The sequence below is a fragment of the Mesorhizobium sp. M0898 genome (assembly GCF_040319695.1).
Taxonomy (GTDB): domain Bacteria; phylum Pseudomonadota; class Alphaproteobacteria; order Rhizobiales; family Rhizobiaceae; genus Mesorhizobium.
Genome location: NZ_JAMYOE010000013.1, coordinates 22,450 through 35,568, shown reverse-complemented (window position 1 = coordinate 35,568; position 13,119 = coordinate 22,450). Strand labels below are relative to the sequence as shown.

General features: G+C 62.7%; 16 protein-coding genes. 8 read left to right on the top strand and 8 right to left on the bottom strand.

Annotated elements, in window-relative coordinates:
* Positions 1–29: 29 nt before the first annotated feature.
* Positions 30–452, bottom strand: a complete 423-nt coding sequence (locus NKH90_RS16135; RefSeq protein ID WP_023674485.1) for a DUF6163 family protein — start codon at positions 450–452, stop codon at positions 30–32.
* Complete coding sequence (locus NKH90_RS16130) at positions 449–1,492, bottom strand: enoyl-CoA hydratase/isomerase family protein (RefSeq protein WP_352820054.1); 1,044 nt, start codon at positions 1,490–1,492, stop codon at positions 449–451. Before NKH90_RS16130 ends, NKH90_RS16135 begins: the two co-directional genes overlap by 4 nt.
* Before the next feature lie 145 nt (positions 1,493–1,637).
* Here NKH90_RS16130 and NKH90_RS16125 point away from each other — a divergent pair, with 145 nt between their 5' ends.
* The 3 genes from NKH90_RS16125 (at position 1,638) to NKH90_RS16115 (ending at position 4,628) form a co-directional block, all read left to right on the top strand.
* A complete protein-coding gene (locus tag NKH90_RS16125; RefSeq protein WP_352472018.1) occupies positions 1,638–2,462 on the top strand; it encodes a DUF8605 domain-containing protein in 825 nt (274 codons plus the stop codon).
* 86 nt (positions 2,463–2,548) lie between these two features.
* Positions 2,549–3,580 (top strand): porphobilinogen synthase, encoded by a 1,032-nt coding sequence (gene hemB, locus NKH90_RS16120; protein ID WP_352542426.1) that lies wholly within the window; start codon positions 2,549–2,551, stop codon positions 3,578–3,580.
* A 400-nt stretch (positions 3,581–3,980) separates the two neighbouring features.
* On the top strand, positions 3,981–4,628 hold the full coding sequence (locus NKH90_RS16115) for a dihydrofolate reductase family protein (protein ID WP_352472020.1): 648 nt from the start codon (positions 3,981–3,983) through the stop codon (positions 4,626–4,628).
* Positions 4,629–4,676: 48 nt separating this feature from the next.
* Here NKH90_RS16115 and ppk2 read toward each other — a convergent pair whose 3' ends face one another.
* Positions 4,677–5,597: a polyphosphate kinase 2 gene (gene ppk2 / locus NKH90_RS16110; RefSeq protein ID WP_352472021.1), complete on the bottom strand. Its 921-nt coding sequence runs from the start codon at positions 5,595–5,597 to the stop codon at positions 4,677–4,679.
* A 280-nt stretch (positions 5,598–5,877) separates the two neighbouring features.
* Here ppk2 and NKH90_RS16105 point away from each other — a divergent pair, with 280 nt between their 5' ends.
* Together NKH90_RS16105 and NKH90_RS16100 are read left to right on the top strand one after the other, a co-directional pair.
* A complete protein-coding gene (locus tag NKH90_RS16105; protein WP_352472022.1) occupies positions 5,878–6,921 on the top strand; it encodes an aldo/keto reductase in 1,044 nt (347 codons plus the stop codon).
* Positions 6,922–7,034: 113 nt separating this feature from the next.
* Positions 7,035–7,193, top strand: coding sequence for a hypothetical protein (locus NKH90_RS16100; RefSeq protein WP_254817539.1), 159 nt, complete (start codon positions 7,035–7,037; stop codon positions 7,191–7,193).
* 51 nt (positions 7,194–7,244) lie between these two features.
* Here NKH90_RS16100 and NKH90_RS16095 read toward each other — a convergent pair whose 3' ends face one another.
* Both NKH90_RS16095 and NKH90_RS16090 read right to left on the bottom strand, forming a co-directional pair.
* Complete coding sequence (locus NKH90_RS16095) at positions 7,245–7,502, bottom strand: DUF982 domain-containing protein (RefSeq protein WP_023674477.1); 258 nt, start codon at positions 7,500–7,502, stop codon at positions 7,245–7,247.
* A 96-nt stretch (positions 7,503–7,598) separates the two neighbouring features.
* On the bottom strand, positions 7,599–8,261 hold the full coding sequence (locus NKH90_RS16090) for a GntR family transcriptional regulator (protein WP_352472024.1): 663 nt from the start codon (positions 8,259–8,261) through the stop codon (positions 7,599–7,601).
* 196 nt (positions 8,262–8,457) lie between these two features.
* Here NKH90_RS16090 and NKH90_RS16085 point away from each other — a divergent pair, with 196 nt between their 5' ends.
* Both NKH90_RS16085 and NKH90_RS16080 read left to right on the top strand, forming a co-directional pair.
* Positions 8,458–9,708 carry a multidrug efflux MFS transporter gene (locus NKH90_RS16085; RefSeq protein WP_352820053.1) on the top strand — a complete coding sequence of 417 codons (1,251 nt, stop codon included), beginning with the start codon at positions 8,458–8,460 and terminating at the stop codon, positions 9,706–9,708.
* A gap of 53 nt (positions 9,709–9,761) precedes the next feature.
* On the top strand, positions 9,762–10,130 hold the full coding sequence (locus tag NKH90_RS16080; protein WP_352542399.1) for a DUF423 domain-containing protein: 369 nt from the start codon (positions 9,762–9,764) through the stop codon (positions 10,128–10,130).
* 26 nt (positions 10,131–10,156) lie between these two features.
* Here NKH90_RS16080 and NKH90_RS16075 read toward each other — a convergent pair whose 3' ends face one another.
* Together NKH90_RS16075 and NKH90_RS16070 are read right to left on the bottom strand one after the other, a co-directional pair.
* Complete coding sequence (locus tag NKH90_RS16075; RefSeq protein WP_352472029.1) at positions 10,157–10,300, bottom strand: hypothetical protein; 144 nt, start codon at positions 10,298–10,300, stop codon at positions 10,157–10,159.
* A 57-nt stretch (positions 10,301–10,357) separates the two neighbouring features.
* Positions 10,358–10,501: a hypothetical protein gene (locus NKH90_RS16070; protein WP_352472030.1), complete on the bottom strand. Its 144-nt coding sequence runs from the start codon at positions 10,499–10,501 to the stop codon at positions 10,358–10,360.
* 163 nt (positions 10,502–10,664) lie between these two features.
* On the opposite strand from NKH90_RS16070, the gene NKH90_RS16065 reads away from it, so the two are divergent.
* Positions 10,665–11,747, top strand: coding sequence for a LacI family DNA-binding transcriptional regulator (locus NKH90_RS16065; protein ID WP_352501502.1), 1,083 nt, complete (start codon positions 10,665–10,667; stop codon positions 11,745–11,747).
* A 23-nt stretch (positions 11,748–11,770) separates the two neighbouring features.
* Here NKH90_RS16065 and NKH90_RS16060 read toward each other — a convergent pair whose 3' ends face one another.
* A complete protein-coding gene (locus NKH90_RS16060) occupies positions 11,771–12,946 on the bottom strand; it encodes an OpgC family protein (protein ID WP_352820052.1) in 1,176 nt (391 codons plus the stop codon).
* Between the last annotated feature and the right edge of the window lie 173 nt (positions 12,947–13,119).

Sequence of the window (13,119 nt, the reverse complement as noted above, 5' to 3'; positions counted from 1 at the left end):
GATTTAGCCAACGATCCTGGCCGGAATTGCTATCGCCGGGGTTGCCGCTTCTGGATCCAGATCACCACGCGGAACACTATGTAGAGCAGCGCCACCGCAAGGTGCGAGGCGACGATCAGCGGCCGGTGGCCGAACAACTCGGGGAAGCCAGCATACATGACGCACTCGGTCACCGCGCAGATGAACCAGATCACCGGCCCCCAGGACGCCAGCATCCACAGGCCGGCGGCAGCGAACGGAAAAAACACCGCCAGCACCACCGCCGCCACCTGCCAGTGTACCGGCATCAGGTCGAAGCGCCACAACGGGCCGGGGTAAAAGCCGATCAGCCGGATCCAGTACAAGATGCCGAACAGCAGACAGTAGCCGGCGATGACGCGCTGGAACCAGGCGAAGATGACCTCGATCGTCGAGGGCTGCAGCACCACGCGTCTCGAGGCGACCTCGCTCACAGCTTCAGTTCCCGTTCGCCGAGCGGTGCGAAATAGGCATCGACGTTGGCGGCGCTGACGTCATCGATACCTGCCGGCCGCCATTGCGGCGTCGAGCCTTTATCGATGATGGCGGCGCGGATACCTTCATAGAAGTCGTGCCCGGCAAGCATGCGGTTGAGGATACGGAACTCCATTTTCATGCACTCGTCCATCGACAACGTCTGCCCGGCGCTAATCTGGCGCCATGCAACATGCAGGCTGGTCGGTGAACGTGTGCGGATGGTGGCCAGCGTCTTCGCCGCGAACTCGTCGGCAGCGGCTGCCCGCTCCAGACTGGCGACGATATCGGCCAGCGACGGCTGCGCGAAATGCCGGGCGATGGCTTCCAGCGTCGGCCTGTCGGTCTCGCGCCTGGCCGGGACGAAGCAGCCGCGCAGCACCGATTCCGGGTCGCCGCTTTCCGCCAGACGGTCGAGGAAGCCGGCCTGGTCCTCCGCCTTGATCGTATGGGTGGCGAGGCCCGACCACAAAGCATCGCCATAGCGGATGCGGTTGCCGGTCAGCGCCAGATACATGCCGAAGCTGCCGCCGAGATCCGGCAACAAATGGCTGGCGCCGACATCCGGGAAAAAGCCGATGCCGACCTCGGGCATGGCAAACTGGGCGTTCTCGGTCAGCACTCGCTGCGAACCATGGAAGGAGATACCTACGCCGCCGCCCATGACGATGCCGTCGATCACCGCGACATAGGGTTTCTTGAAGCGGGCGATGCGGGCGTTCAGCCGGTATTCATCGGCGAAGAAATCGACCGGAGGCCTTCCTGCGCGGCCGGCTTCGTAGATGTGGAGGATGTCGCCGCCCGCCGAAAATGCCCTGCCCTCGGCCTTGACGACGACAACGTCGACGCCGTCGTCGCGCTCCCAACTGCGCAGCGCCTTGTCCAGCGCCTTGACCATGCGGTGGGTTACGGCATTGAGCGCCTGCGGCCGCGTCAGCGTGACGACGCCAGCCCTGCCCAATCTTTCGAAGCGAATCTCGTCGCCTCCGCCAAAATCCATCGCCAGAGAATCCCTCCCCGCGCCCGCCGGGAGTGAAGTGCTAAAGCGTGGCGCATGGCCGCGTCAATGGCGGCGGCCAATCCGCTGCATGGTCGTCGGCGTCACCCAGTGCTAATGCTGGCGCTTTGAACCGGAAGGTTGAACCATGCCTTGGTTGCCGCGCCTTGCTGTTATGGTGGTCGGCCTGATCGCTGCGAACACTCCTCCCGTATCGGCCGAAACCGTCGACGAGCTCTATCAATCGCAGACCATCGTCACCGGCCAGGGCGAGGTCAACAGGCAGATCGGCTTCAAGGCCTGCCTCGATGCGGTGCTGGTTCGTGTGTCCGGCGATCAGCGGCTGCCGAAGAGAACTGAGATGGCGGCGCTGCGCGACAAGGCCGGCAGCTTCGTTGCCGAATTCCGCTATCGCGACCGTCTCGAAGGCATTCCAATCCATGACGAACAAGGCACCCATGACCGGCCGCATGATCTCACTTGTCTGTACAGGCCTGACGTTATCGATCCGGTGCTTGCCGCGCTTGGCAGCAAACCATGGCTTGGCGAGCGGCCACGCCTGGCAATTTTCCTGGCGGCGGAGCAAGGCACAAGGCAGTTCGTGCTGACCGCCGACGATGAGCGCGGGGCGGCGATGCGCGAATCCTTCGTTAATGCCACCGGTCCGCTGGTCATGCCGATTGTGTTTCCCGAAGCGTCACTGCTGTCGGCCTCGAAGCTTGACGACCAGGCCCTGCGCCATGCCGATATCACGACGCTGGACCAGCTTGCCAGGAAGGCCGGAGCCGACCAGGCGCTCGCCGGCAGTATCGTCTGGAGCGACAAGGAACTGGGCTGGATAGCCGACTGGCGGCTTGCCTTGAATGGCAAGAGCTACAATTGGCAAGTGCGCGGCGTCAGCTTCGACGAGGCATTCCGCGTCGCCATGCGGGGTGCTGCGCAGATCCTGTCGGGCAATGGCCAACCAGAATAGCGCCCGACAGGACCCTGGCACAATCGTGTCGCATTGGTCAGCAGCGGAGGCTCGTGGTAAAAGCCGCCCGATCCGGAGTTTTTGCGATGAACAAATTCACCCCTGCAAAGCCTGCCGGCGCGCGCAGCGTCGACGAGATCACCGGCAGCCGGCGTCTGCGGCGCATGCGCAAGGCCGATTGGTCGCGCCGCCTTGTCCAGGAGAACCGGCTCTCGGTCGACGATCTGATTTGGCCGATCTTCGTCGTCGACGGCAGACAAGTGCGCGAACCGATCGCCGCCATGCCCGGCGTGTTCCGCCTGTCGCTCGACCTCGCCGTCAAGGAGGCTGAGCGCGCGGCCAAGCTTGGCATTCCGGCGATCGCCACTTTCCCCAATGTGGAGCTCGGCCTGCGCGATCAGACCGGTTCGCACATCCTCGATCCGGAAAACATCATCAACCGCGCCACCCGCGCCATCAAGCGGGCGGTGCCGGAGATCGGCATCATCACCGACGCGGCGCTTGACCCGTTCACCTCGCATGGCCATGACGGCATCTTGCGCGAGGGTATTATCGTCAATGATGAAACGGTGGAGCAAGTGACGGCGGCGGCCGTCATCCAGGCGGCGGCGGGGGCCGACATCATTGCCCCCTCGGACATGATGGACGGCAGGATCGGTGCCATCCGCGATGCGCTCGACGCCAATGGATTTCAGGATGTGGCGATCATGTCCTATGCGACCAAGTTCGCATCCGCTTTTTACGGCCCCTACCGTGAGGCGGTCGGCACCGCCGGCCTGCTCAAGGGCGACAAGAAGACCTATTATATCGATCACGCCAATTCCGACGAAGCGGTGCGCGAGGCCGAGCAGGATCTGGCCGAGGGCGCCGACATGCTGATGGTCAAGCCCGGCCTGCCCTATCTCGACATCATCCGCCGGCTGAAAGTCGAGTTGCAGATGCCGACCTTTGCCTATCAGGTCTCGGGCGAATATTCGATGATCAAGGCCGCCGCCGCCAATGGCTGGATCGACGGCGAAAAGGCGATGCTGGAATCGCTGCTCGCCTTCAAGCGCGCCGGCTGCGACGGCATCCTGACCTACTTCGCGCCGGAAGTGGCGGCGATGCTCAAGGGGTGATGCGCCTTTGTAGCGTCTACATCGAGTAGTGTTCGTTCGTCCAAAGCGCGACATGGAACGCCGCAGGACATCGCTTCAAGTTTACGCTGCCCCTCGTTGCCCTGCCGGGCATTTCTCCCTGTAAAGTGGCAGGGAGAAAGACGCGTTCGTAAAAGATTTCACCAATCTCCAGCGTTGCAAAAACATCGACGTTGCGGCCAGCCCCTTCTCCCCGTCACTATACAGGGAGAAGCTGCCGGCAGGCGGATGACGGGCGGCGCCGACATTGAGATTGGTTATTCCAACATGATTTGGAAGCGATTGCCCCGCCGGCGATTCAAAATACCGCTTGCAAAATGCAATCAGTTAAGCTACCCCAATAACTGCTTGCATCTCACAATTGGCTATCGAGGAGGCTCTCATGTCCAAACTTCGCGTCAGCGCCTTCACCCTGTCGATCGACGGCTTCGGCGCCGGTCCCGACCAAGACCTGAAGAACCCGCTGGGTGTTGGCGGAGAAGCCCTGCACGAATGGATGTTCGGCACCCGCACCTTCCGCAAGATGGTCCTCGGCAAGGATGGCGGGACCACGGACACCGACGAGGCGTTCGCGGCACGCAGCTTCGAAAATGTCGGCGCATGGATCCTCGGCCGCAACATGTTTGGGCCGATCCGCGGCGAATGGCCGGATGACAGCTGGAAAGGCTGGTGGGGTGACAACCCACCCTACCACGTGCCGGTCTTCGTGCTCACGCACCATGCGCGTGATCCTATTGTCATGGAGGGCGGCACGACCTTCTATTTCGTGACCGACGGCATCCACTCAGCGCTGGAGAAGGCGAAGGCAGTGGCTGACGGTAAGGATGTACGGCTGGGCGGCGGCGTTTCTACGATCCGGCAATATCTCAAGGAAAAGCTCATCGACGAAATGCATCTGGCGATCTCACCGGTCCTGCTAGGCGCCGGCGAGAGCCTTTTTGCCGGCATCGACATGCCCAAGCTCGGCTATCGCTGCAGCGAGCAGGTCGCGACACCGAAGGCCACGCATGTCATCATCGAGCGCACCTAGCTTGTTGCAGGGTGCCGCCATGGAGCGGCGCCCTCCTCGCCGCTTTAGTCAGTACTTCTCCGGCACATACAGTTCGCGCGGCAGTACCTGGCGCTCGTATTCGGGATTGAAGACGCGCTCCGGCAGTGTGATCTCCTCGTGCGGCACCTCCTCATAGGGCATCTGCTTGAGGAGATGGTCGATGCAGTTCAGCCGTGCCCGTTTCTTGTCGTTGCCCTCGACGATGAACCACGGGGCTTCCGGGATATTGGTGCGGGCGAACGTTTCTTCCTTGGCCTTGGTGTACTGCTCCCAGCGCACGCGCGACTGGAGGTCCATCGGCGACAGTTTCCATTGCTTCATCGGGTCATGGATGCGCATCAAAAAGCGCATCTGCTGCTCCTCGTCGGTGATCGAAAACCAGTATTTGACAAGCGTAATGCCTGAGCGGACCAGCATGCGTTCGAAATCCGGAACGTCGCGGAAGAACTCCTCGACCTGATCCGGCTGGGCAAAGCCCATTACCCGCTCGACGCCGGAGCGGTTGTACCAGGAGCGGTCGAACAGCACGATCTCGCCGCCGGCCGGCAGATGCGGAACGTAGCGCTGGAAATACCATTGCGACTTCTCGCGCTCGGTCGGCGCCGGAAGTGCTGCGACGCGGCAGATGCGCGGATTAAGCCTCTGGGTGATGCGCTTGATAACACCACCCTTGCCCGCCGAGTCGCGGCCCTCGAAAACCACGACGAGCTTCTTCTTGTGATAGGCGACCCAGGACTGCAGCTTGATCAACTCGGATTGCAGCGTGATGAGATCGCGAAAATACTGCAGGCGGTCGATCGATGGCGGATGTGCATTCTTGTAGATCTTGGCGATCTCCATCGACAGCGCCGGCTCCGAGATTTCCAGTTCATAGTCTTCATCCAGCGTGTCGGCGAGTTCCGCTTCCAGCCAGTCCCTGGCCGGGGAATTCTGTTTTATCTCGGTCATTTACGCTGCTCCGCTTACAGGCCTTGCCGGCCGCTGTCAGGCGCTCTGCCGCCCGGCCCGGCGGCCGGAAATCGAAGCGCTGGACCGATGTTAGTATAGGCCGGCAATGACGGTTTTATTGCAGCCACTACTGAGCTGGCTGTGCGTTTCAATCCGCAAGATGTGATCGAGCTTGCCCTGCGGAACGGGCGACAAGCGGAACGAATTATCCTACAAATAGCTGGTTCATTGAGGGCTGTCGTCTGCAACGCCCTTTCCCGATAAATTGTGAGGATACGACATGGAATACCGCACTCTCGGCCGTTCCGGGCTGAAGGTTTCAACGCTGACCATGGGCACCATGACGTTCGGCGGCGGCGGCGCGTTTTCGGCGGTCGGCAAGACCGACCTCGACGAGGCGCGCCGGATGATCGACCTTTGCATCGATGCCGGCGTCAATGTCATCGACACCGCCAACGTCTATTCGAACGGCGTGTCGGAAGAGATCATCGGCGAGGCGCTCGGCGGCAAGCGCAAGGGCGACGTGCTGATCGCCTCCAAGGCGCGCATGCGGATCGGCAAAGGCCCCAATGATGAAGGCCTGTCGCGCTACCATCTGATCCGCGAATGCGAGAGGAGCCTGAAGCGGCTCAGGACGGATGTCATCGACATCTATTTCCTGCACGAGTGGGATGGCCTGACACCGCTTGAGGAAACCATCGCCGCGCTCGACACGCTGGTCGCGCAGGGCAAGGTCCGTTATGTCGGCTGCTCCAATTATTCCGGCTGGCAAGTGATGAAGGGGCTGGGGATCAGCGACCGTCATCACCAGCCGCGCTTCGTCACCCAGCAGATCCATTACACGTTGGAAGCGCGCGAGGCCGAGTATGAATTGTTGCCGATCTCGGTCGACCAGGGGCTCGGCGTGCTGGTCTGGAGCCCGCTTGCCGGCGGGTTGCTGTCCGGCAAATACCACCGTGACCAGCCGACCGCCCGCCAGCTCAGCGGCTGGTCGGAACCGCCGATCCGCGACGAGGACCGGCTGTGGCGGATCGTCGACACGCTGATCGATATCGGCAATAATCACGGCGTGTCGGCGGCGCAGGTGGCGCTTGCCTGGCTGCTCGGCCGGCCCGCTGTCAGTTCGCTGGTGATCGGCGGACGAACCGAAGCCCATTTCAAAGACAATATCGCCGCTGCAAGCCTTGTGCTTGCCGATGAGGAGCGCACACGGCTCGATGTGGTCAGCAGGCCGCCCGTGCTCTATCCCTACTGGCACCAGCAATTCACGGCAAAGGACCGGTTCGGGCCGGCCGATCTCGTTCTCGACCGCGACGGCGCCTGAAAAGCCGGGCTCTCCGGACTGCGCCGAGATATGGAGCCCGATCGTGCCTTGCGGTGTTGTGTTTGCGGTCCAATGCTCCTAGGCAAAGGCCAAGCACAACGAAAGGAAACGATATGGCACGAGCACCGAACTACGGTCAGGAACGCAAGGAACGCGACCGGCAGAAGGCTGCCAAGAAGGCGGAAAAGCAGGCTGCCAAGGTCGCAGCCAAGGAGCGATCGAAGCCCGAGGGCGAGAGCGAGTCCCAAACCAAAACCGAAACGGCAGAGTGATGATATCCGGGCTGCCAGGCGGGCCGGGCCTCGGTCAAATCCCGCTATGCCTCAGGCAGGCGCCTTGTCGCTGACGAAGACGTTCACTTCACGAGCGGCGGCAATGAAGGCCCGTCTTGCGTTCATGGCCGGCTTGTCGCCGGCCAGCGCATCATGACAGGCTTGCAACGCTTCGCGGTGCTTGGGGCTGCGCTTGCCGGGCCAATTGTTGAGGAGGTAGTCGGAAGCCTCGCGGGCCGTACGCAAGAGCTGATTGCTTCCCGCCGCGCCCTTGACGGTCACGGGTGTGTCAAATCGGTTGTTTTCCATCGCCGCTCTTACGCCATCGGCATTTGCGAAGCGAGACCGAAAGTAGCATTCTTCGCTCATCTGCTCTTTTCGTGATCAATGGCAGCCGATCCTCACTCAAGCGACGACGGCAAATCCACGGGCGCGCAGGCCGCGCCGGTCGTTGCGCAGCGAGGTCACCAGCCGGTCGCGGCTGCCGATGATATGGGCCGAAAGCAGGCGGGCGGCGGTATCGGCATCGCCGGCCCGCACCGCCGACAGAATGGCATGGTGTTCGGCCCAGGCGCGGCCGAGCGCTGCCTCGTCGCGAACCTCGAGCCAGCGGGCGCGCGACAGGCGCGTCATCGCATCGCGAACCGCTCTGAACAGGAACTCGTTGCCTGACAGGCGTGCCAGCTCGATATGAAAATCCCTGCCGACGCGATGCCATTCCTCGCGCGGCGTCTTGTCGTCGCAAGAATCGAGCATCGCCTCGATGATTTCGACGGCACTTCTGTCCTGCAAGGTGCAAGTCAGCCTGACTGCCGCGACCTCGACCGCCTCGCGATAGACGGCGATCTGCTCCAGCTCGGCAAGATTGATTGGCGAGACCGTCCAGCCGCGGCCATCGCGGCAGATCAGGCCTTCGGTCTCGAGCCGCAGCAACGCAGCCCTGACCGGCGTGCGCGAGGCGCCGAAGCGGCTTTCGACCCAGCGCTCCGTCAGCCGCTCGCCGGGACCAATCTCGAGCCCGAGGATCATCTCGCGAAGCTGCTTTTCGACGTTCTGCATCTGCGACATTGGCGTTCCGTTCAGGTCATTCGTTCCGGCAATCGGGTCACTGGCCGGCGTTGGCCGATCACGCCGGCCTTTGTCGATCATGTTTGAGAGGCCCGCATTGACAGCGACGGGGCTTGCGTTCATGACAGATACCAGCTTGGTATCCCAAATTGGTATCCACAGCAAGTTCCATGCAAGCTGGCCGGACAGGACAGACATGCCGCAAGACGCCAACCGCGCCACGCACAACGTCCACTGGCGCCGCAATCTCGCCGTGTGTTTTGCCGGCTCGTTCAGCACGCTTGTAGCGATGACGCTGCTGTTGCCCTTCCTGCCGCTTTACGTCGAGCAGCTGGGCGCAGAGGGCCATGCGGCGATCGCGCAGTGGTCGGGCGTCGCCTACGGCGCCACCTTCCTTGCCGCCGCGCTGGTCGCGCCCCTGTGGGGGCGGCTAGGCGACCGTTACGGCCGCAAACTGATGCTGGTGCGCGCCAGTTTCGGCATGGCGCTGTGCATGTCGCTGACCGGCATGGTGCAGACTGTCTGGCAATTGGTGCTCTTGCGCCTGCTGATCGGCTTTGCCGGCGGCTATTCTTCGGGTTCGACCATCCTGGTTGCCATGCAGACGCCGAAGGATCGCTCCGGCTGGGCGCTGGGCGTTCTGTCGGCCGGTATCACCGCCGGTGCCCTGGTCGGTCCGCTGCTCGGCGGCGCGCTGCCGCCGCTGATTGGCATACGCGCCACATTCCTGCTCGCCGGCGGCGTCATTTTCCTGGCTTTTCTGGCAACCACCTTGCTGATCAAGGAGGCGCCTCGCCCGGTTGCCGCCAAGGCCGCGTCAGAAGAAAAAGTGAAGGACAGCTGGTCGCAGATTCCCGACAAGCGCCCCGTCGTCGCCATGCTGGCGACCGGCATGCTGTTGAGTTTCGCCACCATGTCGATCGAGCCGATCATCACCGTCTATGTCCAGCAGCTCATCGAAGATCAGTGCCAGGTCACGCTGGTCTCCGGCATCGTCATGTCAGCGGCAGCGCTCGGCGCCATCCTGTCGGCGTCGCGGCTCGGCAATCTCGCCGACCGTATCGGCCACTGGAACGTCATCGTTGCCGCACTCGCCGTCTCGGCGCTGCTGCTGATCCCGCAGGCCTTCGTTACCCAGGGCTGGCAACTCGTCGGCCTGCGTTTCCTGATGGGCCTAGCGCTTGGCGGTCTTTTGCCCTGCATCACCAGCGTCATCCGCCACAATGTGCCCGACGGGGTCGGCGGCAATGTGCTGGGCTTGTCGATCTCGGCACAATATGTCGGGCAGGTCGCCGGACCGTTGCTCGGCGGCTTTGCCGGCGGCCATTTCGGTATGCGCTCGGTGTTTCTCGGCACATCCATTCTGATGGCGGGCGGAGCGGCCTATAACTGGCTGGTCCAGTCGCGCCGCGAGCGCGACATGCTGGCGGAAGCCGGCAAATCCTGACACGGTTCGCAGCACTATCTCAGGCGGTCGCCAGGAATCACGGAGGCGTGGACATGAGCACGGATGAACACGCGGCAGGCGGCCGCATTCTGGTTTTTGCCGGCGGCCTATGCGGCGCGGCTGGCGTGGCGCTTTCGGCGGCGGCGGCGCATCTCGGCGGCGCTTTGGTCGGTACGGCCGCATCCTTCCTGCTCTTGCATGCGCCGGTCTTCCTTGCCGTCGGGCTGCTCGGTGGCAATAGCATCCTGCGAACCGGAAGCCTCATCCTTCTCGTCGGGCTTCTGCTGTTCTCGGGAGATCTTTTGGCCCGCGACTTCCTTGGCTCGCGGCTGTTCCCGATGTCGGCGCCGATCGGCGGCACGTTGCTCATCGGCGGCTGGCTGATGATGGCCGCCTCGGCGCTGGTGCGGCCGCGCCCTTGACGCGGCAGCCAGGTTCGCCGGTTCTGTCAGTCTTGGCGACGTTCGGGCCGGACTTGGCCGTCGCGTTTGGCCGTTTTGACCACACGCCGCCGCTCCGGCCGTTCGGTGGCCGGCGATATGCCCCAATAATTGCGATAGATGTCTTCGAACAGATGCTTGATCGGGTGCATGGCTTAATCTCCTTTTTGAATCGATCCAATCAGCGGGCACAAAAAATAGGCCGCCGATCAGCTCCGCTTGCGTCCTACGAGGAAACGCAGGTCGCGAATCCACGGACCGGTCCTGTCGCGCCCCTTGCGGGCCTCCGCGCTCGAGCGGATGCTCCAGTCGTTCCGGTAAATGTCCTCGAACAGATAATTGACGGGGTGCATGGCACTCTCCTCTTGTATCGATCCAATGTGCGGGCAAAACCGCTCTTGGATCGATTCAAGAATATGCGTCACAGCATAAATGTCAAGCAAAAATTTGAATCGATCCAAGGAAGATGTTAGGTAATCGGCACTACTGTCGGACAGGAGTCCTGGAGACGAACAAATGACATCACCCACCGAGGGCAGCAGGAGGCCCATCCGGCTGGCAGACATCGCCAAAGCCGCGGGCGTATCGCACGGCACTGCCTCCAATGCCTTCAGCCGTCCCGAAATCGTGCGCGAGGAAGTCCGCGAGCGGGTCAAGGCGGCGGCCGAGGCGCTGGGCTACGCCGGCCCGGATCCCAAGGGCCGGCTGCTGCGCGCCGGCAAGGTCAATGCAATCGGCGTCGCCACAACCGAGCCGCTGTCCTATTTCTTCGACGACCCGTTTGCCCGCGTGATGATGGCCGGCATCTCGGAAGCCTGCGACGCCACCGGCGCGGGGATAGCCCTCGTGTCGGCTGGCAACGAGGAAAAACTTGCCTGGAATATCCAGAGCGCCCTCGTGGATGGCTTCATCCTTTTCTGCATCGAGGGCGGTCCGCGTCTCGTTGAGCTGACGCGCGAACGAAAGCTCCCCTTCGTCGCGCTCGAGCTCGGCTCGCAGGACGAGACGGTCTCGGCGATCAGTATCGACAATGTTGCCGGCGGCCGGCTCGCGGCGCGCCATCTGGCGGAACTTGGACATCGCCGCTTCGCCGTGCTGTCGCTGGCCTTCGCCGACGACAGCACCGGTCTTGTCTCGCCCGAGCAGGTCCGGACCGCGGTCTATACCGGAACCCGTGACCGCCTCCTCGGCTATTTCGAAGAGCTTTCCCGGTTTGGTGTCGACACCGCCAAGGTGCCGGTCTACGAGACGGAAAACGATAAGGCGAGCACAAGGGCCGGTGTCGAAACCATCTTCGCCTCGGCGGAACCGCCGACCGCCATCCTGGCGATGTCGGACCGGATCGCGATGGTGGCATTGGAATGGCTCAACGCACGGGGCATCGCGGTTCCCCGCGATGTTTCCGTCGTCGGCTTCGACGGCGTGCCTGAAGCCGCAACTTGCGAGCCTCCGCTCACCACCATCGCCCAGCCGATCGCCGAGATCGGCCGCCGGGCAGCGCGAAGAATCCTCGACTTCGACGGCACCGTGCGGCGAGAAACGCTCGACGTCGAACTTGTCGTCAGGGCATCGTCCGGACCGCCGCCAAGTACAGGCTGACTGGGGCAGATCGGCTCCAAATCTTACCTATTGGCCGCCATGGGACCGATGCCAAAGGATGGACGGACAGGCGGCGCCTCGTTGCGGACCGGCTTGCCCTTGCCGGACCAGCCGATGGCGGACAGCCACTCCAGATAGAAGGCGAGCGCGAACTGCATGGCGATGCCGGCGGCGAGCAGCAGACTGTCATAGGCAATGCCGCCCGGGTTGATCAGCTTCATCACCTGCGCCGCCATGGCAATCACCGTGCCGGCAATGAAAACCGGCAGCGAGCGTTTGCCCAATATGGCGAGCGGATTGTCGCGGCCGGTGCGGAACAGGTTCGAGACGAAGGGCAAGGCGACGACCAGATAGCTCATCGCCAGGATGTGCAGCAGCCGCGGCAACGACAGGAACGTCTTGTCGAAACCGGTCAGCACCACCGGCAGGTCAAGCCATGACACATGCCCCCACAGCGGGCTGTGCACCCAGACGAGCGCCGTCAGCACATAGGCGGCGGCCGCGCCGACCAGCCAGCGATTGACAGGGACGGTGCCGCCGCGCCGCACATGCAACACGCTGGCCATGCCGATATTGAACAGCAATTGCCATGACAGCGGATTGAGGAACCAGAAACCGGGCTCCGGGTAGTTCGGCGGCGCGATCTGGTAGATACCGGCAATCAGCCAAAGGGCTGCGGATACGGCAAGCGCCGCCAGCGGCCTGTAGCTGATGAACAGCAGGAAGGCCGGCGCCATCAACAGCAGGGCCGCATAGACCGGCAGTATGTTGTTGTAACCGAGCTGATGGCCGAGCGTGACGATGCCGACGAGGACTTGCGGCGGGTTCCTGACGAGCGGCTCGATGTTGATCAGGGTCAGAAGGTCCGGCCGTTTCGCAAACACCGCCGCTGCGCAGAAGATAGCCATGACCACCATCGTCGTGACGATGTGGGTGACATAGAGCACGCCGGCGCGGCGCCACATCTTCAGCGTTGCGACCAGCCGGTTTCCTGGTTGGAATTTGGTGCCGTAGGCAAGAGCGACGGACATGCCGGAGATCAGCACGAAGGCCTCGGCCGCATCCGAAAACCCGAAATTCTTATAGGTCAGGGTTTCGAAAACGGTGCCCGGCACGTGGTCGATGAATATGGACAGGAGGGCGAGAGCCCGGAACACGTCAATACGCGTATCGCGTTCCGGCGAAACTGGCATGGTCATCGATAAAAGGCCTTAAAGCTGGTTGTTTTATGTCCGGCATGCGATCCCTCGGGCGACCACCCGGCGCACACTGCTTCGATCCCCCCGCGGGGATTATATCGGCAAAGAAACGGACTGAAATGCGCCCGGTTCAATCAACTTTCGCGGAGCTTGAAAATATTTTGTTTTGAAGC

What these genes read in the sequence shown, in the direction of transcription:
- NKH90_RS16115 (WP_352472020.1), top strand. Translation starts at nt 3,981, where the DNA reads ATGTCCAAACTTCGCGTCAGCGCCTTCACCCTGTCGATCGACGGCTTC.
- NKH90_RS16100 (WP_254817539.1), top strand. Translation starts at nt 7,035, where the DNA reads ATGGCACGAGCACCGAACTACGGTCAGGAACGCAAGGAACGCGACCGG.
- NKH90_RS16105 (WP_352472022.1), top strand. Translation starts at nt 5,878, where the DNA reads ATGGAATACCGCACTCTCGGCCGTTCCGGGCTGAAGGTTTCAACGCTG.
- NKH90_RS16125 (WP_352472018.1), top strand. Translation starts at nt 1,638, where the DNA reads ATGCCTTGGTTGCCGCGCCTTGCTGTTATGGTGGTCGGCCTGATCGCT.
- NKH90_RS16130 (WP_352820054.1), bottom strand. Translation starts at nt 1,492, where the DNA reads ATGGATTTTGGCGGAGGCGACGAGATTCGCTTCGAAAGATTGGGCAGG.
- NKH90_RS16070 (WP_352472030.1), bottom strand. Translation starts at nt 10,501, where the DNA reads ATGCACCCCGTCAATTATCTGTTCGAGGACATTTACCGGAACGACTGG.
- hemB (WP_352542426.1), top strand. Translation starts at nt 2,549, where the DNA reads ATGAACAAATTCACCCCTGCAAAGCCTGCCGGCGCGCGCAGCGTCGAC.
- NKH90_RS16090 (WP_352472024.1), bottom strand. Translation starts at nt 8,261, where the DNA reads ATGTCGCAGATGCAGAACGTCGAAAAGCAGCTTCGCGAGATGATCCTC.
- NKH90_RS16060 (WP_352820052.1), bottom strand. Translation starts at nt 12,946, where the DNA reads ATGACCATGCCAGTTTCGCCGGAACGCGATACGCGTATTGACGTGTTC.
- NKH90_RS16095 (WP_023674477.1), bottom strand. Translation starts at nt 7,502, where the DNA reads ATGGAAAACAACCGATTTGACACACCCGTGACCGTCAAGGGCGCGGCG.
- NKH90_RS16080 (WP_352542399.1), top strand. Translation starts at nt 9,762, where the DNA reads ATGAGCACGGATGAACACGCGGCAGGCGGCCGCATTCTGGTTTTTGCC.
- NKH90_RS16085 (WP_352820053.1), top strand. Translation starts at nt 8,458, where the DNA reads ATGCCGCAAGACGCCAACCGCGCCACGCACAACGTCCACTGGCGCCGC.
- NKH90_RS16065 (WP_352501502.1), top strand. Translation starts at nt 10,665, where the DNA reads ATGACATCACCCACCGAGGGCAGCAGGAGGCCCATCCGGCTGGCAGAC.
- NKH90_RS16075 (WP_352472029.1), bottom strand. Translation starts at nt 10,300, where the DNA reads ATGCACCCGATCAAGCATCTGTTCGAAGACATCTATCGCAATTATTGG.
- ppk2 (WP_352472021.1), bottom strand. Translation starts at nt 5,597, where the DNA reads ATGACCGAGATAAAACAGAATTCCCCGGCCAGGGACTGGCTGGAAGCG.